This window comes from Pseudoalteromonas sp. J2K-J979 (assembly GCF_058169715.2).
In genome coordinates this window covers 1,940,297-1,964,062 of sequence record NZ_CM200281.1, presented here as the reverse complement: position 1 = coordinate 1,964,062, position 23,766 = coordinate 1,940,297, and the positions used below count along the sequence as shown (strand labels likewise).

General features: G+C 42.1%; 19 protein-coding genes. 11 read left to right on the top strand and 8 right to left on the bottom strand.

Annotation, left to right across the window (positions count from 1 at the left end; genetic code table 11):
• Positions 1-180: 180 nt before the first annotated feature.
• A complete protein-coding gene (locus AC3KVK_RS09015; RefSeq protein WP_490311868.1) occupies positions 181-1,887 on the top strand; it encodes an MFS transporter in 1,707 nt (568 codons plus the stop codon).
• 55 nt (positions 1,888-1,942) lie between these two features.
• Here AC3KVK_RS09015 and AC3KVK_RS09010 read toward each other — a convergent pair whose 3' ends face one another.
• On the bottom strand, positions 1,943-3,538 hold the full coding sequence (locus AC3KVK_RS09010) for a mechanosensitive ion channel family protein (protein WP_490311869.1): 1,596 nt from the start codon (positions 3,536-3,538) through the stop codon (positions 1,943-1,945).
• Between the two features lie 255 nt (positions 3,539-3,793).
• On the opposite strand from AC3KVK_RS09010, the gene AC3KVK_RS09005 reads away from it, so the two are divergent.
• Together AC3KVK_RS09005 and AC3KVK_RS09000 are read left to right on the top strand one after the other, a co-directional pair.
• Positions 3,794-5,923: a UvrD-helicase domain-containing protein gene (locus tag AC3KVK_RS09005; protein WP_490311870.1), complete on the top strand. Its 2,130-nt coding sequence runs from the start codon at positions 3,794-3,796 to the stop codon at positions 5,921-5,923.
• Positions 5,924-6,165: 242 nt separating this feature from the next.
• Positions 6,166-6,831, top strand: a complete 666-nt coding sequence (locus tag AC3KVK_RS09000) for an RluA family pseudouridine synthase (protein ID WP_490311871.1) — start codon at positions 6,166-6,168, stop codon at positions 6,829-6,831.
• 127 nt (positions 6,832-6,958) lie between these two features.
• Here AC3KVK_RS09000 and infA read toward each other — a convergent pair whose 3' ends face one another.
• The 4 genes from infA to trxB form a co-directional block, all read right to left on the bottom strand.
• On the bottom strand, positions 6,959-7,177 hold the full coding sequence (gene infA, locus AC3KVK_RS08995) for a translation initiation factor IF-1 (protein WP_009839780.1): 219 nt from the start codon (positions 7,175-7,177) through the stop codon (positions 6,959-6,961).
• 90 nt (positions 7,178-7,267) lie between these two features.
• A complete protein-coding gene (locus tag AC3KVK_RS08990) occupies positions 7,268-7,972 on the bottom strand; it encodes an arginyltransferase (protein WP_490311872.1) in 705 nt (234 codons plus the stop codon).
• Positions 7,965-8,681, bottom strand: coding sequence for a leucyl/phenylalanyl-tRNA--protein transferase (aat, locus tag AC3KVK_RS08985; RefSeq protein ID WP_490311873.1), 717 nt, complete (start codon positions 8,679-8,681; stop codon positions 7,965-7,967). The genes AC3KVK_RS08990 and aat overlap by 8 nt, the downstream gene beginning before the upstream one ends.
• 111 nt (positions 8,682-8,792) lie before the next feature.
• Positions 8,793-9,743, bottom strand: a complete 951-nt coding sequence (gene trxB / locus AC3KVK_RS08980) for a thioredoxin-disulfide reductase (RefSeq protein WP_490311874.1) — start codon at positions 9,741-9,743, stop codon at positions 8,793-8,795.
• 260 nt (positions 9,744-10,003) lie between these two features.
• Here trxB and pssA point away from each other — a divergent pair, with 260 nt between their 5' ends.
• On the top strand, positions 10,004-11,335 hold the full coding sequence (gene pssA / locus AC3KVK_RS08975) for a CDP-diacylglycerol--serine O-phosphatidyltransferase (protein WP_490311875.1): 1,332 nt from the start codon (positions 10,004-10,006) through the stop codon (positions 11,333-11,335).
• Between the two features lie 134 nt (positions 11,336-11,469).
• On the opposite strand, the gene ald is transcribed toward pssA, so the two are convergent.
• A complete protein-coding gene (gene ald / locus AC3KVK_RS08970; protein ID WP_490311876.1) occupies positions 11,470-12,588 on the bottom strand; it encodes an alanine dehydrogenase in 1,119 nt (372 codons plus the stop codon).
• A gap of 129 nt (positions 12,589-12,717) precedes the next feature.
• Between ald and lrp the strand changes: the two genes are divergently transcribed.
• From lrp to AC3KVK_RS08935, 7 genes are all read left to right on the top strand, one after another.
• Positions 12,718-13,212, top strand: a complete 495-nt coding sequence (gene lrp / locus AC3KVK_RS08965) for a leucine-responsive transcriptional regulator Lrp (protein WP_490312044.1) — start codon at positions 12,718-12,720, stop codon at positions 13,210-13,212.
• Positions 13,213-13,275: 63 nt separating this feature from the next.
• The gene (locus AC3KVK_RS08960; protein ID WP_490312045.1) at positions 13,276-15,828 is read left to right on the top strand and encodes a DNA translocase FtsK; all 2,553 of its coding nucleotides are present in this window, start codon (positions 13,276-13,278) and stop codon (positions 15,826-15,828) included.
• Between the two features lie 18 nt (positions 15,829-15,846).
• The gene (gene lolA / locus AC3KVK_RS08955) at positions 15,847-16,467 is read left to right on the top strand and encodes an outer membrane lipoprotein periplasmic chaperone LolA (protein ID WP_490311877.1); all 621 of its coding nucleotides are present in this window, start codon (positions 15,847-15,849) and stop codon (positions 16,465-16,467) included.
• A complete protein-coding gene (locus AC3KVK_RS08950; RefSeq protein ID WP_490311878.1) occupies positions 16,460-17,803 on the top strand; it encodes a replication-associated recombination protein A in 1,344 nt (447 codons plus the stop codon). The genes lolA and AC3KVK_RS08950 overlap by 8 nt, the downstream gene beginning before the upstream one ends.
• Positions 17,790-18,176 carry a fluoride efflux transporter CrcB gene (crcB, locus tag AC3KVK_RS08945; RefSeq protein WP_490311879.1) on the top strand — a complete coding sequence of 129 codons (387 nt, stop codon included), beginning with the start codon at positions 17,790-17,792 and terminating at the stop codon, positions 18,174-18,176. Before AC3KVK_RS08950 ends, crcB begins: the two co-directional genes overlap by 14 nt.
• A gap of 10 nt (positions 18,177-18,186) precedes the next feature.
• A complete protein-coding gene (serS, locus tag AC3KVK_RS08940; RefSeq protein ID WP_490311880.1) occupies positions 18,187-19,491 on the top strand; it encodes a serine--tRNA ligase in 1,305 nt (434 codons plus the stop codon).
• A gap of 156 nt (positions 19,492-19,647) precedes the next feature.
• Entirely contained in the window at positions 19,648-21,645 is a 1,998-nt protein-coding gene (locus AC3KVK_RS08935) for an alpha-amylase (protein ID WP_490311881.1), read from the top strand.
• A 54-nt stretch (positions 21,646-21,699) separates the two neighbouring features.
• On the opposite strand, the gene AC3KVK_RS08930 is transcribed toward AC3KVK_RS08935, so the two are convergent.
• Both AC3KVK_RS08930 and AC3KVK_RS08925 read right to left on the bottom strand, forming a co-directional pair.
• Positions 21,700-23,010 carry a HAMP domain-containing sensor histidine kinase gene (locus AC3KVK_RS08930; protein WP_490311882.1) on the bottom strand — a complete coding sequence of 437 codons (1,311 nt, stop codon included), beginning with the start codon at positions 23,008-23,010 and terminating at the stop codon, positions 21,700-21,702.
• Positions 23,011-23,015: 5 nt separating this feature from the next.
• A complete protein-coding gene (locus AC3KVK_RS08925; RefSeq protein WP_490311883.1) occupies positions 23,016-23,741 on the bottom strand; it encodes a response regulator in 726 nt (241 codons plus the stop codon).
• Positions 23,742-23,766: the final 25 nt, after the last annotated feature.

Below are 23,766 nucleotides of genomic sequence, written 5' to 3'. Positions count from 1 at the left end.
TTACTTTTATCACTTGTGCAGGTTTACCACTGTCACTCTTTATTTTTAATTTCTAAAGATTAGCTAGCGTAATGTGACGTTACGCTTTCACATTCCCCTTTCAGACATTTTCTTAAATAAGTTGCATCTGCCAGATATAAAATATATTTTGTATATTATATTCAATAATAGCTGTCAATTATGAGCCAACGTACTGCCTTTGGGCAAACTTTTTATGTCGCCAACACCATGGAAATCTTCGAGCGTCTTGCTTGGTATGGATTTTTCACACTGTCATCGCTTTACATGACAAGTCCAATAGCCCAAGGCGGTCTGGGCTTTAGTGATAAAGAGCGAGGATTTCTACAAGGGATGATTCCATTTTTACTCTATCTGTTTCCGGTTATTACAGGCGCATTAGCGGACCGTTATGGCTACAAAAAAATGTTTATTGTCTCATTTTCGATCATGGCCCCGAGTTACTATTTGTTGGGGCAAGTCACGGAGTTTTGGTCTTTTTGCGCTGTGTTTTTGGCGGTTGCGATAGGTGCCGCTTGTTTTAAGCCGATTGTAGTCGGTACAGTCGGTCGTGTGACGGATGATACAAATCGCGGTTTAGGGTTTGGAATTTTTTATACCATGGTTAATGTTGGTGGTTTCTTAGGCCCGTTGATTGCAGGGTACATGCGAGTGATAGGCTGGGATATGGTGTTTATAATGTCATCATTATGGATAGTGTTGAATTTTATTCCTGTGATCTTTTTCTACCATGAACCTCAAACAACCACTCGTACGGAAAGTTTCAAAACAGTCTTATCACAAGCGCAACAAGTCTTAGGAAATGGTCGCTTAGCGGTATTTGTACTGCCTTTAATCATCGCAATTATGATTGCAGCAAAAGGTGCCATCAGTTTTACGATGTTTATTCAATTCACTCTGTTGTGGGTATTACTGAATGTTGTCTGGAGTCGCATGGTTAATAACGTTTCGGGTGGATATTGGTATCAAGAGAAAATCAAGGTGGGTAATAAAAATTTTGTTACTTATTTGCTGATATTAACAGGGTTTTGGACCATGTATTTACAGTTATTTATCACTACGCCGTTGTATATACGTGATTTTGTCAACACTCAGGATTTAGTTCTGATTATCAAAGAATTCGTTCCGAGTTGGTTAGACTTTTTAGCCGCTGTTAACCCAGAAAAACTCACTGAATTTATTGAACAGGCAGTGCTTCAAGGGGATGTTAATGATCCAGTCTATGTTCAGGCCCTGTATTTTGATTTGGTTAATTACAAAGTGATGGTGCCACCTGAAGCAATTAAAGAAGGGCTCAGTGGGGTGATAAATCACACTTCAACTGCATCACAATTAACCAGTGATTGGATTAATCAATATCGTCAAGTTAACCCAGAATATTTAATAAACTTAGACTTCGCTTTAATTGTGTTATGCCAAATCATGATTAGTAAATTATGTAACCAATTAAACGCTCTGCCAGTGATTGTTGTCGGTACGCTGTTAGTGGCCGCAGGTTACATAATGGGAGGTTTAGCGCATGGCATGTTATTAGGAGGCACGCTCATGGTGACATCGATTTTGGTCTTTGCGTTAGGTGAGATGGTGGCTTCGCCTAAAAGCCAAGAATATGTCGCTGCTATCGCACCAAAAGAAAATACCGCAATGTATATGGGTTACTATTTTGTTTCGATGGCATTAGGAAATTTATTTGCAGGTCTCTTATCTGGTTGGTTGTATGCGGATCTTGCGAAAAAAGCCAACATGCCGATGATGATGTGGGGGATTTTTGCAGCTATAGGAGGAGTTACTGCGGTATTTTTGATGTGGTTTGATGCGAAACTCACGCGTAGAGCAGACGGTTTTTCAAGCCAAACGCTCACTACTTAATAAATAAACCGCAGCGAGAGCTGCGGTCTTTGTATGTGTTCGAGCAAACAGAACCTTATATGCTAGGGGGAAAATACGGCATAATCGGCACGATTTTCGAACCATGCTTGGCAACAATATCCATAATACCGAACTGTAATTCTTCAGCTGCAATTTGGTACTTGGGCAAGTTAGTTGTACCCAGATATGCAAAAATATTGATTTCTAATCCATGTTGTCCAAACCCTTTAAAGGTGACACGTAATGGACTTTCATCAACTAATTCATGGCTTTCAAGTAATGACTTAATATCAGCAGTAATGGCTTTGAGCTGAGCGGTAGTGGTTGAGTAATCTAAACGAATATCGGTTTTAAAGCGGATTTTCTCACGCTCAGAGATATTTTCGATTTCCATTTCGGCCAGCTTTGCATTGGGCACATGAATGACGGAACGATCAACGGTTCGAATACGTGTGCAGCGCAAGCCTATTTCTTCAACTGTTCCCCGCATTGCGCCAAAATTACATAAATGACCGACTTTGATTGGTGCAGCAGAATAAAGTGTCATTGTGCCAATTAAGTTCTCAATGGATTGCTTTGACGCTAACGCAATTGCAACACCGCCAATCCCCATACCGGCTAAAATTGCGCCAGCATTAAAGCCGAGCGATTCAAGCCATATTAAAAGAGCGAGTATTAATAAAATAACTCGTACAAAATTAACTAAAGGACGCAGTAATGATGCACCTTGCTTATTGCCTTTTTTAATTAAGTGTTCACGGAAAATAGATTGGAATAATCCAATTAACGACCAAACTAACCACATAATAGTAAGAACAAACAGCACGCCATTATCGATAATTTCAGTGGCTAATGCCGAGAGTGTGGTATTGGCTAACCAAGCTCGATCAAGAGCCAGTGCCAAAAATAGGCGAAATGGGCCTGTGACAATCGCACTAATTTCTAACTTAAATTGGTTTTCGCTGCGAAGAATAAACCATTTAATCAACCAAGTGATTGGGATCACAATGAGCAAAGCAAAAAATAAATAACACAGTAAAAGCGCCCATTCCCATAAGTTTAACTTAAATAAATAGCCTTCAGGTGTGTTCTCGATAAACCATTCGACCAGAGGGCCATAGCCAAGATCTTGATAGAGCTTGGGGACTTTTGCGAGCGTTGCATTAGAGATTTTCCAGATAAAACCAATGTCTTTGTTTGGCACTTTTTGTAGGTACAGGTCTATCTGTTGCCCATTGATTTGAATCGTACCAAATGTGTCTCTGTACTCAGGTAGACGATCATTGGCCATGCCTGCTGGCGTGTCATTAATTTCGCTAAAATTAACCCAGATATTGCGTTCGATGATTGCTTGTAGTTGCTTTGCGTAAAGTTCGGCATCTTGTTTGGCGAGATTATCAGGCAAATAACGTACATCAAGATACTCGGCTGCGGTTTTAAAATCTTGCTTATAAGCTGAGTCTAAAAATCCTTGTAATGCACCCCGAGGGGTATCACGTCTAAGGATATCTTGATAATTATAGGGTTTGACGGCGCTCTCTTCTGCTTGTGGTTCGCTTGAAATGGGAGTCGCAATACTTGTCAAGGACGCCTGGAGTGTAAAGCTCAGCGTCAATAATAATGTAAAAAAACAACGCAGGGCAAAAGCCATTGATATCAATCCTTTAAAAATAATTACATCGAATATTATCACTGACTGGTGGGATAGGACACTTTTTAGCGTAGGCGAAACCATGTATTTTTAACTCAAAAAAGCTTGTTCTTAATTCTTAAATCGATGTTGTCAGACAAATTGACTGATAAAACACCAAACAGTCTTCAATTAAAGGCGTGAGAGCCAAAAGCTTTCGTCTGTTGTTGTTCAAATCGTTATACTTGCAATGCTTATAAGTTGTAGAGATGAAGATTGAACACGTTTATTTTACAGGCCCATATTTTTGCTCGTCTTTTTGGTGTCGCTAGCAAACTAATTATTGATGAGCAGGCTGTTCACTTTTATCAAAATGGACAGCTTCAGACGTTACCTTGGCGAGATATTATCCAGCCTTTAGCGTTTAAATTGGGCTGGTCTGGTTGCTCAGTGACTATTAAAACGGGTGAGCAGTTCTTCTCGATTAGCTGTTTAACCGTGAACAGTTATGAAAACCATAAGAGTGCAGCTTTATCGTATTGGCTTAAGCATCATAGTCAGGCACTGCAAATTGCATTTAATGACATAGCCCAGATGGTGCAAGGGCGTTTTATTCGAGACTCTCACCTTGTGGTTATTCGGGCAATTATTAATGAACAATCACAGCGTTGGTTGCCATGGGCGAAAACGCACCCGCTCGATTCAAATATTTCTCTACTCGTCGACAAACTCATCACCTACAAAGGCCTAGATGCATCAGCAATAAGCGCGATAAGAGAACGCTATATCCGTCATCAGACTACACTTTACAAATCGCTCTTTAATGCAATTGAGCAAACTCCCCTGACCGATAATCAAGTCAAAGCATGCCTGTTAGATAATGATGCTAATCTGATTATAGCGGGAGCTGGAACGGGTAAGACCAGTGTCTTAGTCGCTCGAGTTGCCTATTTATTGCAAAGCGAACAGGCCAAAACTTCAGAATGTTTATTACTAGCATATGGTAAACAAGCAGCCGTCGAAATGGATCAGCGCTTAGGCTTGGCGCTAAAGCATAAACAGGTCAAAAGTCGCACATTTCATAGCCTCGCATTAGCGATAGTGACAGAAGTAGAAGCAAAACACCCAGTATTGTCAAAGTATGCCGATAATCGTGAGGCATTGACTCATCAACTCAAACAGCACTTCATCCGATTACTCAGCCAAGAAGAAAGCTATCAAAGTCAGTTAATTGAGTATTTTAATCTCACTTTGGCAGTGCAAACACGCCAACAAGATCAAGAAAGTTCGCTACAATTTATCAAGCGACTCACTGAGCAGGGAAGAGTCATCGAATTGGCTGCGCTATTGTGCAAAATGGTGCCGTTATATAAAGGTTGTGCTGAACCTGAACATTTAAAAGCGCAGATCAACCCTACATTACAACCTGTTTTACAGCTCACATTAAATTTACTCATGCCTTTATTGAGTTATTACCAAACACTGTTAAATCAGGACGCAGCTATCGATTATGACGATATGATTACCCGTGCGACTCACTATGTTAAAAATGGCCAATTTAATAGTCCTTGGCGATACCTAATGGTCGATGAGTTCCAGGATATCTCGGCATCAAGAGCACAATTAGTCAAAGCTTTGTTTGAACAGCACCCGCAGGCAAATCTATTTGCGGTAGGAGACGATTGGCAAGCAATCTATCGGTTTAATGGCGCTGATATCAGATTGACCACTCAATTTGAACATTACTTTGGGACAGCGACTCACCATCAATTAACTACGACTTTCCGTTTCAACAATAAAATTTCACAGGTTGCTGAACCGTTTATTTTAACTAACCCCAATCAGATAAAAAAGCAGCTGGTGAGTCATGTAAAGGTAAAAGAAGCGTGCGTGAGTATCCTGACCCCGGATAATGCACTGATCAACGGGGAGAGTGTGTTACTGCACAGTATCGAAGCTTGTAGTAAAAGAGGGGATAAGTGTATTTTTGTATTGGCACGTAATCATTTTATGCTCCCTGATTTACCATTTAGACATGCCTTGCAGCGACGGTTTATGAAATTAGATATACAGTTTATGACCATGCATGCTAGTAAAGGGAAAACGGCTGATTCAGTAATTATAATGGGGTTACACGCAGGAAAACACGGTTTTCCATCAACACAACAGAATCATTGGCTGCTTGATATCTTTTTAGCTCCTGAGAATGAGTTTGCTTTTGCAGAAGAAAGACGACTGTTTTATGTCGCGTTAACCCGAGCGAAGCATCATGTTTATTTAGTTGCGCCCTTTGCAAAGAAAAGCCCTTTTTTATTGGAGCTCTTAGATAATCCGGTTCATCTAAATCAAATACAAATCAGTCAAGATATATCAATTGAGGCCGATAGATCTACCATAGGTGCTTAAAGGATGGCGCATGATTACACATTAACCCAATTACACTTGGAGGCAAGATGATCAGCCAACAATATTGCAAAGCCTTAGAGCTACAGATCATTAAAAAAACACAACAAGTTCGAGGCTTACAGTGCAAAATACGTATTTTACAGCTCGCTACACTCAGTTTGTTGTGCGTATTAGTAATGCAATCTTTTTAATTCGTGCTTAAGCCGTTACACTGAGCGCTGTTTTATTTTGAGTCGTTAAGCGTGCAAACATTACCCGATCCTTTTATCGCACCGCCGTGCGAACACCCAGTAGAGATCCTCTATCAAGACGAAGCCCTTTTACTGATTAATAAACCCAGTGGATTACTTAGCTTGTCAGGTAAAAACCCGCTTAACTTTGATTCGGTGCATTATCGAATTAGGCAAGACTTTCCAACCGCGACCTTGTTACACCGATTAGATTTTGGAACATCAGGCATTATGCTTGTAGCACTTTCAAAGCAATACAATGCAATTTTGATGAAGCAATTTCAGCAACGTCAAATCAAAAAACACTATAAAGCAATACTGCAAGGGCAGTTAAGCACCATTGATGGTATGATTGACTTACCCATAGCAAAAGGGGAGTTTCCAAGACAAATTATTTGTCATCAACAAGGTAAACAGGCAAAGAGTCACTATCAGGTATTACATTTTTGCCCGCACTCAAATTCCAGCACGGTACTTTTCAAACCACTGACCGGAAGAACGCATCAGTTGAGGATCCACAGTCAAGCAATTGGTCATCCTATTTTAGGCTGCGATTTATATAGTCAGGGTAATAGTCAGCAAGCGGCCAAGCGTTTAATGCTCCATGCCTCAGAGATCACATTTAGCCATCCGATCAGTAATCAGCTAATTACAGCTCGAGCAGAGTGCCCTTTTTAAATGGCTGACAAAAGAATGAAATAACAGGCAATAAAAAAGCCAGTTGAAACAACTGGCCTAAGGTTTGTTCGTTTTGTTTTGCAAAACGAGATTGCGCTATCAAAGCCCAATCTATATATTCTGGTGCTTAACGGGCACGGAAAACGATGCGACCTTTACTTAGGTCATAAGGTGTCATTTCAACTGTCACTTTATCACCTGTTAGGATGCGGATGTAGTTTTTGCGCATCTTTCCAGAAATATGAGCAGTAACCACGTGACCGTTTTCCAGCTCAACTCGGAACATAGTATTTGGTAAAGTGTCAAGGATCGTACCTTGCATTTCAATTACGTCTTCTTTCGCCATGTTTAGCGTAACACCTCTTAGTCTGTTTGAAGCTGCAGATTTTGCCCAAAACAGTCGCATAAGTAAAGCGGCTGAGCCGATATTTGTAAATTAATTGTCTTGCCAATGGTCAAAACGTAAGATTTGCTGCGCTTTATACTGATTTTTGTAATTCATCTTGGCACATTCATCAATTTGAAAGCCTAAATAGACGTAAGATTTAGCAAGTGCCTGCGCAAGCTTGATTTGCTCCATGATCATAATGCTGCCGATCCCCGCTTTTGAATAGTCAGGATCAAAAAACGTATAAATAGCAGAAAGGGCGTTTGGTAACTTATCAGTGACTGCCACAGCAATCAGTTTATCCTGATCCCATAACTCAATATAAACAATCGATAACCAACTACAAGCAATAAAGCTATCGTATTGAGCACGATTGGGGGGAAACATAGCGCCGTCGCTGTGGCGTAAGTTGATATAGTGTTCGTACAAGGGATAATAGTGCGGTTGAATGACATCACTATACTGGACCCTAAAGTGCTTATTACGATAAGTGAGCTTACGCTTTTGAGATCTTGAAGGGGTAAATAAATCGGCGAGCACGCGTACGGCTTGGCACTTTTGACATGTTGGACAATGAGGGCGATAAATTTGGTCTCCACTACGGCGAAATCCCATCGCGAGCAATTGCTCAAAATAAGTAGGGGTGTTACATATTTCATCCATGGTAACTAATAGCTGCTCTTGCTGCCCATCAATATAACTACAAGGGAGCGGTTGGCTCAATCCCAACTTGATGGGGATCCGATTAGTCATAGATATTATCCAGAGTTTGCGCCTGCCACATGTTTGATAAGTTAAGCGTAGGCCATGGTTGATGTAATTTAGCTAAAAAAGCCTCTCTGGAAATGGCTTTTGCGCCCAGCGATGCCAAATACGGGTTCATAATTTGGCAATCGATGAAAGCGGCATTGTGTCTTTTTAACCAATTAACCAATGCCCATGATGCTAATTTAGAAGTATTAGCCATTGTATGAAACATCGATTCACCACAAAATGCATGTCGTTGCATCACCCCATACAAGCCACCGACTAGTTGTTCTTCAAACCATATTTCAACACTGTGCGCCAATCCTAATTGATGTAAGCGATAATAGGCATGTTCCATTTCATCAGTGATCCATGTCCCTTCAGCATCTATTCGTTGTTGTTGACATGCAAACATTACCTCTGGAAAGGCTTGATTAACAGTAACGGTAAATTTATGTTTATGCTGAAATTTTTTCATTGATCGGCTGATATGAAATTCATCCAATTCAATAATTGCACGCTCTTTTGGTGACCACCACATCAAGGGGTCATCTTCATTGAACCATGGGAAAATGCCATTTTGATAGGCATTGATCAATCTTTTGGGGGTTAAATCACCTCCAATTGCGAGTAATCCATCAGGATCACTTAATGCTAAACGCGGGTCAGGAAAGGTAAAAGACTGTTCAGAAAGTTGGAATAAAGTGTTGTTCATGAAAGTCCATTAAGAATAGATAGAGAACTATATTAACAAATCGCACTTATAAAACGAGCTAAAAAAACCCTTGTGCTGACGCGGCAAGGGTTTTTATCGGCTTACTCTTATTTATTGGTTATCTAAATAACGTTCTGCATCTAGGGCTGCCATACAACCAGTACCCGCTGAAGTGATTGCTTGGCGATAAATATGGTCGCTCACATCACCTGCTGCAAAGACACCTTCAACACTGGTTTGAGTTGCATTGCCATGTAAACCAGATTGAACAACTAAGTAGCCATCTTTCATTTCTAACTGATCAACAAACATTTCAGTATTTGGTTTATGACCAATCGCGATAAACACACCCGCCACATCTAATTGTTCAGTGGTATCAGAGTCTGTTGCTTTAATACGCATGCCAGTCACACCCATCTCATCACCTAAGACTTCATCCAAAGTGCGGTTAAAATGAAGAGTAACATTGCCATTTTCGGCTTTATCTTTTAAGCGATCAGATAAAATCTTTTCACTGCGGAAAGTATCACGGCGGTGGATCACATGTACTTCAGAGGCAATGTTCGATAAGTATAGCGCTTCTTCTACAGCGGTATTACCACCACCTACAACCGCTACTTTTTGATTGCGATAGAAGAAACCATCACAGGTCGCACACGCTGACACGCCACGACCTTTGAAGTTCTCTTCAGACTCAAGGCCTAAATAAGTCGCAGACGCACCGGTTGCAATAATTAACGCATCACAGGTATAGACACCATTGTCACCAGTCAGCGTAAACGGACGGTTTTTGACATCCACAGTATGGATATGGTCAAAAACAATCTCAGTTTCAAAACGTTCAGCATGCTCTTTCATGCGGTCCATCAATGCAGGGCCTGTTAACCCGTGTGCATCACCTGGCCAGTTTTCAACCTCAGTGGTGGTCGTCAACTGACCACCTTGTTGCATACCAGTAATTAAAACAGGGTTTAAGTTGGCACGTGCAGCGTAGACCGCAGCCGTGTACCCAGCGGGACCCGAACCTAAGATAAGTAATTTACAGTGTTTTGTGGTGCTCATTGAATTCTTCCTAATTGCCTTTGGCTTATTTATTGCGCCGATTCTAAGAAAAACAAGCAGGATGTAAAATAAAATCGATAAATCTTTTTTTATAAAAAACTAAAGTTGTTCAATAAAGTGTACTTAACTGTGTAAATTGTGCTTTATTTATACGAGTAAACAAGGATTTGACGTTATTTCATGACCGCACCATTTTTTTTTGATATGTTCGTAAGTTCTTACGGTTTGAGAAACAGTAACGTTAGTAAAGGTGTTGATACGTGCAAAAAGTTTTATGGCAACAACAGCCCGGTTATGGGCTAAATGCTTCGGACATAGACGTCCTGTTTAGTGCAGCGCAATATAAATCTCGCTTATTGTCTTTAATTGCCACCGCCACCCAGCGCATTTACATCACAGCTCTTTATTTACAAGATGATGAAGCTGGGCAAGAGATCTTGACCGCGTTGCACCAAGCCTCTTTGGCTCGCCCAGAATTGGATATTAAAGTGTTTGTTGATTTTCACCGTGCACAGCGTGGTTTAATTGGCGCGAAAGCACAAGGGGGCAATGCCGCTTTTTACCAAAACTATAACGAGCAATATCAGTCAAATGTACAAATTTTAGGGGTACCAGTTAAAGCCAAAGAATTGTTTGGCGTATTACACCTAAAAGGCTTTATTTTTGATGATACCGTTTTATATAGCGGGGCGAGTTTGAACAATGTGTATTGCCAACATGCCGAACGCTATCGACTCGATCGTTACTTTGTAATTCGTCAGCCCGAGCTGGCCACAGCCATGGTTGACTTTTTAAATGCGGCGTTTGTTCAAAGTGAAGCTGTCCCTAGACTGGATATAGAACCAGTACCTAAATTTGTTGAACTTAAAATGCGCCACAGAAAGCTAGTTAAGTTTCTCAAGACGGCCAGCTATGCTTCTGCGACTAATCAAACCCAAGACGATCTTCATGCGCAGCTTTATTTAGGCTTAGGCCGTCGTGGAAATAAATTAAACAAAGTGATCAAACAGTTATTCCAATCAGCAGAGAATGAGCTGATTTTATATACGCCCTATTTTAATTTCCCGGCACCTTTGCTCCGCATTCTGGCCAAACAGTTGAAAAAAGGAATCAAAGTCACGATTGTGGTTGGGGATAAAACTGCGAACGATTTCTACATTCCGCCTGAAGAGCGTTTCAGCAAGATTGGTGCATTGCCGTATTTATATGAGACTATCTTGCAACGCTTTTTAGAGAGAAAGCATCAGTTTGTTGAATCAAAGCAGTTACGAGTTTTTCTGTGGAAACACGATACAAACTCATTTCATCTTAAAGGGATCAGTGTAGACAAAAAGGTTCATTTGATGACTGGGCATAATCTTAATCCCCGAGCCTGGGGCTTGGATATCGAAAATGGGATTTTACTGACAGATCCACATGGCCATTTAGCCGCTGATCTAGAAAAAGAAAAACAGCAAATCTTGGCGCATTGTACAGAAATTAACAGTTATGCTGAAATCGACACAATCGAGCATTACCCTGAGCCGGTGCGCAAAATCCTCGGTCAGGCGAAACGTGTCAAAGTGGATTTTATTATCAAGCGCTTTATATAACATGTTGCTAGGATAAAAAGTCAAGGTGCTATTTATGTGCCTTGACTGTTTGATAGCATAAGTTGTCAGATGCCACAGCTAAATTTGAACCATAAAAAAAGCAGCCGAGGCTGCTTTTTTCATTTGATAGGTGATTAACCATTTAATGCATCTAATGCTGTTACATATGGCATACCAAACCCTTCTGCAACTTCTTTGAATGTTACATGGCCTTTGTAAACATTTAAGCCGTTACGGAAGTGAGCATCATCTAATAATGCTTTCTTATAACCTTTGTTTGCTAGATTAATGATGAATGGTAAAGTCGCATTGTTCAAAGCAAATGTTGATGTCAATGGTACAGCACCTGGCATGTTTGCAACACAGTAGTGAACAACGTCATCAACGATATAAGTTGGATCAGCGTGAGTTGTTGCTTTAGACGTTGCAATACACCCACCTTGGTCAATTGCTACGTCAACAATCGCTGAACCAGGCTTCATGTTTTTGATGTGTTCAGCCGTGACTAATTTTGGTGCTGCAGCACCTGGAATTAATACACCACCAATCACTAAGTCAGCTTCAAGTACGTGTTTTTCTAATGCGTCAGCTGTTGAATAAACGGCTTTGATTTTATTGCCATACTGAGCATCTAAACGACGAAGCACATCAATGTTGCGATCTAAGATAACAACATCAGCACCCATACCAACAGCCATTTGTGCAGCATTTGCACCGACCATACCGCCACCGATAACAACGACTTTAGCCGCTTCAACACCTGGCACACCACCGAGTAACATACCACGGCCATTGTTAGATTTTTCAAGTGCTTGTGCACCAGCTTGAATAGACATACGACCAGCAACTTCAGACATAGGTGCAAGAAGTGGTAAACCGCCACGTGCATCAGTCACTGTTTCGTAAGCAATACAGATTGCTTTACTTTTAACTAAGTCTTCAGTTTGCGGTAAATCAGGTGCAAGATGTAAGTAAGTGAATAAGATTTGATCTTCACGTAACATTGCACGCTCAACAGCTTGAGGCTCTTTCACCTTAACAATCATTTCTGCAGTCGCAAAAACGTCAGCGGCAGTAGCTAATACTTCAGCACCTGCTGCTTGATAATCTTCATCGGTAAAACCAATACCAATACCTGCATTGTGCTCAACAAATACTTTGTGGCCGTGATTAATAAGTTCACGCACACTGCCAGGGACCATACCTACACGGTATTCATGGTTTTTGATTTCTTTAGGTACACCGATAATCATAATAAAAAGCCTCTTTGAACATGGTTTTGTAATTCGACTAGTATATTCGTTAAATACTTTATTTGTTCACTATATTAAAGGTAAAATACAGTGGAAAACTCTGTATTTTATAAATTGGTAGTGAATTATATGGTTAAAGCATCCAGTGCACATCAACTAGACCGTATCGATAAAAAGATTTTAGCTGAATTACAAAAAGACGGACGAATTTCAAACGTCGAATTAGCAAAGCGTATAGGCTTAAGTGCAACACCTTGTCTAGAGCGAGTTAAAAAGCTCGAGCGAGAGAAGTTTATTCGGGGTTACAAAGCGATTATAGATCCGGTAAAAATTGGTGCGGCACTTTTAGTCTATGTCGAAATAACATTGACCAAAACGTCCCCTGATGTCTTTAAAGATTTCAATGAAGCAGTCAAAATGCACGATGAAATACTAGAATGCCATTTAGTATCTGGTAAATTTGATTTTTTATTAAAAACTCGTGTGGCAGATATGGCCGCTTATAGGCAGCTACTAGGAGACACCTTGTTAACCTTACCCGGCGTCAGTGAAAGTCGCACTTATGTGGTGATGGAAGAGGTGAAAAACGAAGATATGTCACCACTAAAACCCGGTGCAAGGTAAGCAATTTCCTGATAAGGTATAAAGATAATAAAAAGGTTTTAAATGCTTGAGGATAAACGGACTATGCGCCTAAATGGTGTCCAGCGCTTACTCGAAACAGGATTAATTATCAGCACAACATTAGCGTTGTTTATTTTGTGCGCGCTAATCAGTTTTGATCCTGCTGATCCTTCTTGGTCACAGACTGGCGAATTTATTAAAGTGAAAAATATTACAGGTACAGCAGGCGCGTGGATCGCCGATATTTTGCTGTTCACTTTTGGTTGGCTTGCTTTTTTTGTCCCTGCAGCTATTCAAATGTTGGGATATTTTTGTTTTAAGCGCCCGCATAAGCTTTTACAGCTCGATTACATGACGATGGGCTTACGTGTGTTAGGCTTAGTATTTTTTGTTACATCCGCTTCTGCTATCAGTAGTATCAACTTCGATGATATTTTTTACTTTTCATCCGGCGGGGTAGTGGGGGATGTGATAGCCAATGCTATGATGCCAGCGTTTAATTTCACAGGTACTAGCTTATTACTTTTATGCTTCTTTTTTGTTGGATTGACCTTACTCACAGGCGTTTCGTGGGTTGAATTTGTTGATTTTATCGGCGCACAAGTTGTGAAAGTTGGGCTTTGGCTGCACAAACAACCACAAGTTTGGCAACAACATCGGGCTTTGCAAGAGTCAAAGCCGGCAATAGAAGACAAACGCGCTGAGCCTACGGCGTTGGTCAGTGGCAAGGTTGATCCGCTTGATTTACCAGAATTAGCACCGCAAGAGCTCGCAACTGCGACCACAGATAGTGCAACTGACCCAACCTCCGTAACAGAACAACCATCAGAGCAAGGATATCAATCGGCGGCTCAACCCCATCCGGCATTCGATGAACTCGATGAGATGATAAACAATGATTTATCATTTAGTGCATTAGAAGAAGAACCAATAGATACACGCTCTGCGCTTAATGCTCTGGATGAATTGCAGCCCATAGATAGCAGCTTTCCTGAGCAGTCGATACCAGTTGAACAAGATGATGTGGCTGTGATGCCCACGCCCAATAAACCTGCTTATGTACCGCCTCCGACGGCGAAAGAAAAGTTTGAAGCATTGCTTGAAGATAAACCCCCTAGCACACCAATGCCGACACTTGATTTACTCGACCGTCCAGATAAAAAGAAAAACCCGATTTCACAAGAAGAGCTGGATGCGGTGTCTGAGCTGGTCGAAGTTAAGTTGCTTGATTTTGGTGTCCAAGCTAAAGTGGTTGGAGTCTATCCAGGTCCAGTGGTTACTCGATTTGAACTCGATCTTGCTCCAGGCGTTAAAGTGTCAAAAATCACTGGTTTAGCCAAAGATTTAGCCCGTTCTTTATCAGCGATAAGTGTACGTGTGGTAGAAGTTATTCCAGGTAAAACTTACATCGGTATCGAATTACCGAATAAATACCGTGAGGTGGTGCGCTTATCAGAGGTGATTAGTGCCCCTAAATTTACGAACAATGAATCATCCTTGTCGATGGTGCTAGGTAAAGATATTGCGGGTGTACCTGTTGTTGTTGATTTAGCCAAAATGCCGCATTTGTTAGTCGCGGGAACAACAGGTTCAGGAAAGTCAGTGGGCGTTAATGTAATGATTGTTAGTTTACTCTATAAATCAACGCCAGATGATGTTCGATTAATTATGATCGATCCGAAAATGCTAGAGCTTTCTGTGTATGAAGGGATCCCACATTTACTCTGTGAAGTCGTAACCGACATGAAAGAAGCCGCTAATGCGCTCAGATGGTGTGTCGGTGAGATGGAGCGTCGTTATAAGCTAATGTCAGCTTTGGGAGTCCGAAACTTAAAAGGCTATAACCAAAAAGTGACCGATGCCATTGCGGCGGGTCAGCCTATTTTAGATCCTCTTTTTAAGCAAAGTGATGGCATGGCTGAGCAAGCATCAGAACTTGGGAAATTGCCCGCCATCGTCGTCGTGATTGATGAATTTGCTGACATGATGATGATCGTGGGTAAAAAAGTCGAAGAGTTGATTGCCCGTATTGCGCAAAAAGCCCGTGCAGCAGGCATACATTTAGTGCTCGCGACTCAGCGCCCATCTGTTGATGTGATTACGGGTTTGATAAAAGCGAATATTCCAACTCGTATGGCATTTCAGGTGTCGTCTAAAATCGACTCACGGACTATTTTAGATCAGCAAGGCGCAGAAAACTTATTGGGAATGGGAGACATGCTCTATTTGCCACCTGGTACCAGTGTGCCAGTTCGTGTTCATGGTGCGTTTGTCGATGATCATGAAGTTCACGCGGTGGTCAATGATTGGAAAGCACGTGGTAAGCCTAATTATATCGAAGACATCTTAAACGGCGATGCGGTTGAAGATGTGCTGCTACCGGGCGAAGCGCCAGAAGGGGGCGATGATGCAGAACAAGATCCGCTATATGACGAAGCGGTTGCTTTTGTCATAGAAAGCCGTCGCGCATCGGTGTCGAGCGTGCAACGACGCTTACGGGTTGGCTACAATCGTGCAGCACGTTTAGTTGAACAAATGGAAGCCGCCGGGATAGTTAGTTCGCCGGGGCACAATGGTACTCGTGAAGTCTTATCGCCAAATAATGGCGCGCATTAATTTTTTATAGGTATATACATGAAACGAATTTTTTTATCTTCTTTATTCCTTCTAAGCCCAATGTTGTGGGCTGATGCCAAAACCGATTTACAACAACAATTGAGCAAAATAAGTAGCTTTGACGCTCAATTTGAACAAGTTGTCACTGATGAGCAGCATAATGTGTTGCAGAAGGTGACGGGGACATTGCAATTGCAGCAACCCAATCAGATGCGCTGGCAACAAATCAGCCCTGAAGAAACGTTGTTAGTGAGCTCTGGCCCACGTACTTATTATTTTGACAGCTTTGCTGAGCAAGTCACCATCATGGATACTCAAAGCTTAATTAGCAGCACGCCCTTTGTGTTACTGACTCATCATCAAGATGAATCGCTTTGGCTGAATTATTCTGTGGTTTACGACGCCAATACGTATCAGCTCACGCCGATCAATGATGAAGACAGCCAAGTAAAGCGTTTAGATATTCAATTTGATCAAAACAGTCTGGGGTTTAGTCAGATCAGTATTTTAGATGCGACAGGCCAGCAAACTCACTTTAGCTTTAAAGACAGAAAACTCAACCAACCTTTGATGTCGAATTTGTTTGAGTTTGTGTTACCCGAGGGCGTCGCGGTAGACGATCAAACTCAAGGTGAGTAATTTTGATTTTAACTTCGCGCCAGACGTGCGGCCATTGGCAGCACGGATGCGGCCGAAAACACTCGCTGATTACTGTGGGCAGCAACATATACTCGCTGCTGACAAGCCGCTGCATCAAGCCATTATTCAGGGGCGTTGTCACTCGTTGATACTTTGGGGTCCACCAGGAACAGGCAAAACGACCTTAGCAGAGTTGATTTCGCACCATGCTACAGCAGAATTCATTCAATTGTCAGCAGTGACATCAGGCATAAAAGAGATCAGAGAAAGTGTTGCAGCCGCCAAGCTCGCGTTACAAAGCCAAGGCCGACGCACATTATTATTTGTTGATGAAATTCACCGCTTTAATAAATCGCAGCAGGATGCATTTTTGCCCCACATTGAAGATGGCACCTTCTTGTTTGTCGGTGCAACCACCGAAAATCCATCTTTTGCACTCAATAATGCTATTTTATCGCGCGCGCGCGTTTACGTGCTTAAATCACTTGATAACGCTGATTTACTCTCAGTTATTGAACGAGCGTTAGAGGCTGAAATTGGCCTCAAATCATTGAATATCGTCATTGCTCAATCTGCTAAGGAGGCCCTTTGCACAGCAGCCGATGGCGATGCGAGAAAATTGCTTAATTTACTTGAGCAAGCAGCCGATTTAGCTAAGCAAGAAAATGGTCACACAGTGATCGACGCAGAAGTGTTGGCTCATGTTTTACCCACACATCTCGCTAAATATGACAAAGGGGGAGATGAGTTTTACGATTTGATTTCTGCGTTTCATAAATCTGTGCGTGGTTCGGATCCTGATGCCGCCTTATATTGGTATTGCCGTATTTTAGCTGGCGGTGGCGATCCATTGTATGTAGCAAGGCGTTTGCTGGCGATTGCCACCGAAGACATCGGTAATGCTGATCCGAGAGCCATGCAAGTGGCACTCAATGCGTGGGATATTTTTGCCCGTGTCGGACCAAGCGAAGGGGAGCGAGCGATTGCACAGGCCACCTTATACTTAGCTAGCGCAGCAAAAAGTAATGCTGTTTACACCGCATTTAATCAAGCTAAGCAAGATGCAGCCAATTTACCCAGCTACCCAGTGCCCGAACATTTACGAAATGCGCCGACCCAAATGATGAAAGAGTTAGGCTTTGGTGCTCAGTACCGTTATGCGCATAACGAACCAGGTGCATTCGCAGCAGGCGAAAATTACTTCCCTGAAGCGATAAAAGATAAGCAGTATTATCAACCAACAGATCGTGGTCTTGAAAAACAAATAAAAGACAAACTCGATTATCTGTCACAACAGAACCAACACAGTAACCAAAAGCGTTATGGACACAATTAAACTGTATTTATTTATCGCAACGGGAGGCGCCACAGGTGCTTGTTTGCGTTTTTTTATCAACGATCTGGCAATAAAACTTCTTGGAAAGGGATTCCCTTTTGGCACCCTGACAGTTAATATTCTGGGTTCATTATTGATGGGCATGTTATTTGGGCTAATCGAAAAAGGTGTCATTTCTGTTAGCCCTGCAAAAAGTCTTATCGGGATCGGTTTTTTAGGTGCGTTGACCACATTTTCGACATTTTCACTGGATACTTTATTGCTCATGCAACAAGGTCAATGGCTGAAAATGGCGCTTAACGTCACACTCAATGTTGTATGCTGTGTTTTTGTAGCGTGGTTGGGCATACAGTTAGTTTTGCAAAAAGGTTAAAAAATAGAATATGTTAGATTCAAAATTTTTACGTCAAGATATCGAAGAAGCAGCCACTCGCCTAGCGGGTCGTGGTTTTACGCTTGATGTAGCTCAAATTACTGCGTTAGAAGAACAACGAAAAGCGCTACAAGTTAAAACTCAAGAATTGCAAAACGAACGTAACACTCGCTCCAAAGCAATTGGTCAAGCTAAAGCCCGTGGTGAAGACATTGAGCCACTTCGTGCAGAAGTGGGCAAATTAGGTGATGAACTTGACGCAGCTAAAAAGGCCCAAGACGAAGTACTGGCTGAATTACAAGCCATCTCTGCGACGTTACCAAATTTACCAGATGCATCAGTCCCGCAAGGAAAAGATGAATCAGAAAATGTTGAAATTTTAACGTGGGGCACGCCTAAGCAATATGATTTTGAAGTGAAAGATCATGTCGATTTAGGCGAAAGCTTGAATAAAGGGCTTGATTTTGAAGCGGGTGTAAAATTAAGCGGTGCACGCTTTACCGTTATGCGTGGTCAAATCGCTCGTATGCACCGAGCGTTAGTTCAATACATGTTAGATACGCATACAGACCACAATGGTTACACAGAAATGTATGTGCCGTATTTAGTTAACAAAGACAGTTTATTTGGTACAGGTCAATTACCAAAATTCGCTGCTGATCTATTTCACACCAAAGGGTTAGTGGACGATGATGGCGTTGAGCATGATGGTTTCAGTTTAATTCCAACGGCAGAAGTACCGCTGACAAACTGTGCACGTGACGAAATTTATGATGAAGCCGAGTTACCAATTAAATTAACGGCTCATACACCATGTTTTCGTAGTGAAGCCGGGAGCTATGGCCGCGATACGCGCGGTCTGATCCGCCAGCATCAATTTGATAAAGTTGAATTAGTGCAGTTGGTTAAACCAGAGGATTCAATGGCTGCGTTAGAAGAATTAACAGGTCATGCAGAGCAAATTCTACAAGGTCTTGAATTACCGTATCGAAAAGTTGTGTTATGTACGGGTGATATGGGCTTTGGTTCAACTAAAACGTACGATTTAGAAGTATGGTTGCCAGCACAAGACACTTATCGTGAAATTTCATCGTGTTCGAGCATGGGTGATTTCCAAGCCCGTCGTATGCAAGCACGTTTTCGCCGTAAAGGTGAGAAAAAGCCAGAATTACTTCACACTTTAAATGGTTCAGGACTCGCGGTAGGCCGCACATTGGTTGCGATCCTTGAAAACTATCAACAAGCCGATGGTTCGATTGTGGTGCCGTCAGTGCTGCAGCCATACATGGGCGGTGTTGAGGTGATTGCTAAATAATTCCACCGATTATATAGCACTTAAAAAAGCCAGCGTATGCTGGTTTTTTTGTGTGCAAGCAGACAATATATAAACAATGCATACGTATTCAAAGGGTGTTTCTGATAAAGGTTCGCTATTGTTATTGAAATGTAAATAATAATAAAGGAACACACGATGAAAAACATGACCTTTAGCGCCTTAGCAGCCAGCATTATGCTGTTACAGACACCCGTGGTGCAGGCCACACCCACCACATTTGTGCATTTATTCGAATGGAATTGGCAGGATATTGCTAACGAATGCGAAACGTTTTTAGGCCCTAAAGGTTATGCTGCTGTGCAAGTATCTCCGCCTAATGAACACATCGTTGGTGATCAATGGTGGACGCGCTACCAACCAGTCAGTTATCAAATTCAAAGCCGAGGGGGGGATCGCGAAGCGTTCGCCAATATGGTGAGACGCTGTCAGGCTGTCGGAGTAGATATTTATGTGGATGCTGTGATCAATCACATGGCCGCAGGCAGTGGCGTTGGGGTGGCGGGTAACACGTTTGCAAATAAACAATACCCAATCTACAGCCCTCAAGATTTTCATGAGACTTGTGCGATTAATGGTGAGGATTATGGCAATAATCCATGGCGCGTTCAGCATTGTGAGTTAGTGGGTTTAGCTGACTTGGATACAGCATCAAACTATGTGCAAGACACCTTAGCAGGCTTTTTAAATGACTTAGTTAATTTAGGGGTCAAAGGGATGCGTTTAGATGCATCTAAACATATGCCGAGCAGCGACATCGCCAGCATTTTAGCCAAGGTTAATGGAGCACCCCTAATATTTCAAGAAGTGATCGATCAAGGCAGTGAAGCGGTATCAGCCAGTGAATATTTTAATAATGGATTAGTCACGGAATTTAAATACAGCAAAGAGCTTGGCCGGACATTTAAAACTGGGAAACTCGCCTGGTTGAGCCAATTTGGTCAAGCATGGGGCATGATGCCAAGCAACAAAGCGGTGGTGTTTGTTGATAACCATGATAATCAACGTGGTCATGGGGGGGCTGGTAATGTAGTTACGTTTGCAGATGGCAAACTTTATGAACTGGCTAATGTATTTATGCTGGCTTATCCATATGGTTACCCAAAAGTGATGTCGAGTTACAATTTTCATCATGATACAGATGCCGGAGGCCCAACCCAGTCAGTTCATCAAAATGGTCAGGTTAACTGCACTGCTGATGGCTGGCAGTGTGAGCATCGTAAAGACATGATTGCAGGTGCGGTAGATTTTAGAAACAATACGGCCTCAGCATGGCAAGTCAATCACTGGTGGGACAATGGTAATAACCAAATTGCGTTCTCTCGTGGTACAGAGGGCTTTGTAGCGATCAACCGAGAAGCAAGTCCTATGCAAGCGTCTTTACAAACAGGGCTGGCTGCAGGGCAGTATTGTGATGTGCTTTCAGGCAGTTTGTCGAGTGATAAAAAGCAGTGCAGCGGTGCGGTGATTACAGTTAACAATGATGGCGTGGCATTCGTCAATGTCAGCAGCATGAATGCGATAGCAATTCATAACAGCAGTCGGTTGCTTACGGCGGTTGTAGAGCCAAATTGGCAGCGAACAGCCGTGCTGATTAAGGCACAGACTCAAAATGGCCAAGATATGTTTATTCGTGGTGGGATTGACCATCAATTTGCGGCATCAATCGGTCGAAATTGTGATAACAACCCGGGAGATTGTTCGTTCGCTATTCGCCATAATAACTGGCTGAATCCGACCACGTCACCTTGGAAGCAAGGTGATACAACCCTCGATTGGCAAGGTGCGCAACCATCTCAATCAAATCAAGCACAAGGCAGCCCACTTGATTGGACAACTAATTTATGGCCGACAAGTTGGGGCAGCCGCAAAACTGTGGGAGAGCATGGTTACGGAGAAACGCCGCTCAATACCTTTGGTGCACACTATTGGTTGCTTGATGTACAAATGGATTGCAGCAATACAGTTAATGGCTGGTTTGAACTAAAAGCCTTTGTAAAAAATGGCCAAGGTTGGGAAGGAGATATTGAACAAGCAAACGCACCTTACATCAGTAAAAACCACTTCGCCCAGTGCGGTAAATTGAATGTGTTTGAATTTGGTAAACACCACTCGCAACATGTGAATTTTAACTAACAGTGAGTTTATATGTTAATAGGCCCGAAAGTTCGGGCTTATTAACTCCGAACTTTATATATCTGGATGAACTTTGTTTTGAGTCGTTTTAAAATTTATCCGAAATAATGCCCCACCTAATTGGCTATCGTTTTCGACTGATAACACAGCCTGATGCCACTCACAGATGCGCGATACAATCGCCAAACCTATGCCAAAGCCTTTCGTGGTTTGCCGATGTTGCTCACCTCGAATAAAGGGTTTCAAAATGCTCTGTAGCTCGTTTTTTGCAATGCCGGGCCCATCATCTTCAATACACACAGTGACACTATTGTTGAATTGTTCAATTCGCACGGCCACCTTTGTTAGGCCATATTGCAGTGCGTTTTCGATTAAGTTACTCAATAAAATAATTAAATAAGCTCGATCACCGTAAATAATTGGCTGACTGATGGCAGGAATAAACGAAATAGCAATAGCATCATGAGCCTTATTTTTTAAACACTCTTCAATCAGTTGATTTAAGTCACAGGCTGATTTGTTGAGTTTAAGTATGGCTTGATCTAAGCGGGCATAATTGAGTAGCGTTTCTACCAAATTAACCATTTCATCGACATTATTACTAATGCGCTGCTCGTAGCGTTTGCGCATGATTGGATCGTCTTCTTCTTGTAAAGTATCAATGCCAAAGCGAATACGAGCCAAAGGGGTACGTAAATCGTGAGAAACGGCACTGCTGAGTAACTTTACATCTTGTACTAAGGCTTCGATGCGATCAGCCATATGGTTAAATTCGATTTCAATATCGCGAATATATGAAATACTACTGACTTGAATGCGTTGTCCAAGCTGACCTTGGCCAAATAAAGTGGCAGCTTTGCGAATCGCTAATAAACGTTTAGCTAACGGCACTAACCATACCACCATCAATGCGAGCACCGTTAAATAAAAGGCGCCTGTCATTAAAAGTCTCAATGAAGAGTGCTGACTAGTGAGTTGCATGGGTGGTGAATTTAAAATTAGCAGCTTGTTTGACTGGGGTAAAAAATAATAAAACGATAAATTGAGTGCAGTCTCGAGTAACAAGGGTTCGCCGTGTCTCAATGATTGGCGCAACGTCTCGGGAAGGGGAGTTGCATCAAATTCAGCCAATGACAGTGTGTAATCTTGCTGCGTCGGCCACTGGTTGATGAAAGACTGTGGGTCGTCGAGCTGATCGACAGTCCGTGCGATTTGTAGACCTAGCTGCTCAACCACCATAATCGGATCCTGATCGGTTTGTTGATTGTCATGGGCATAATATTGATAAAACGAATCAAAGACCCAACCAAGCCCGATAGTGGCGATCAGTACCATCAATAATAAAGATACGGTTAAATTACGCATTGCAATTACCATTGATCGCTTGCAAATAAATAGCCTTTGCCCCAAATGGTTTTAATTCGAAAAGGCTGTGTTGAGTTATCGTGGAGTTTTTTACGGATCCGCGAAATCCGCAAATCAATCGAGCGGTCAAAGCCATCGTATTCAAAACCTCTAAAATGGCTCACTAAAGCTTCGCGTAACACCACTTCGCCGGCTCGTTGGGCTAAAAACCACAAGACGTCGAATTCATTTGATGAAAGCTTGATAGGCTCGTCATTGAGTGTCACAGTCCGGTTCAACTCATTAATGTGCAAGCCATTAAATTGTAAAAATCGCTCGCAATTGGCTTCGTCATGAGCTGTCTGTGAGCCTAAGCGCTCTTGCTGACGCAGTAGGCCTTTGATCCGTGCAAGTAACACACGTGCGCGAACAGGTTTAGTAATGTAATCATCCGCACCCATTTCTAGCCCTAAAATCTCGTCGATTTCTTCATCTCGGGCTGTGATCATGATGATTGGGTTAATGAAGTCGGGTCTCACTGTCTTACACACATCAAAACCGTCCATACCGGGCAGCATGCCATCGAGTAACACACAATCAGGATTAAGAGATTTTATCAATTCAACCGCCTCATCTCCCCGGTGACAACAGGTCACTGTGTATTGCCGTGCGGTTAAATATTCGCTGATCCATTGTGCAAGTTCGATGTCGTCTTCGACTAACAATAAATGTGGGTGATGTGTTGAGTCCATTTCTTGGCCTTAAAATGTCTTGGCG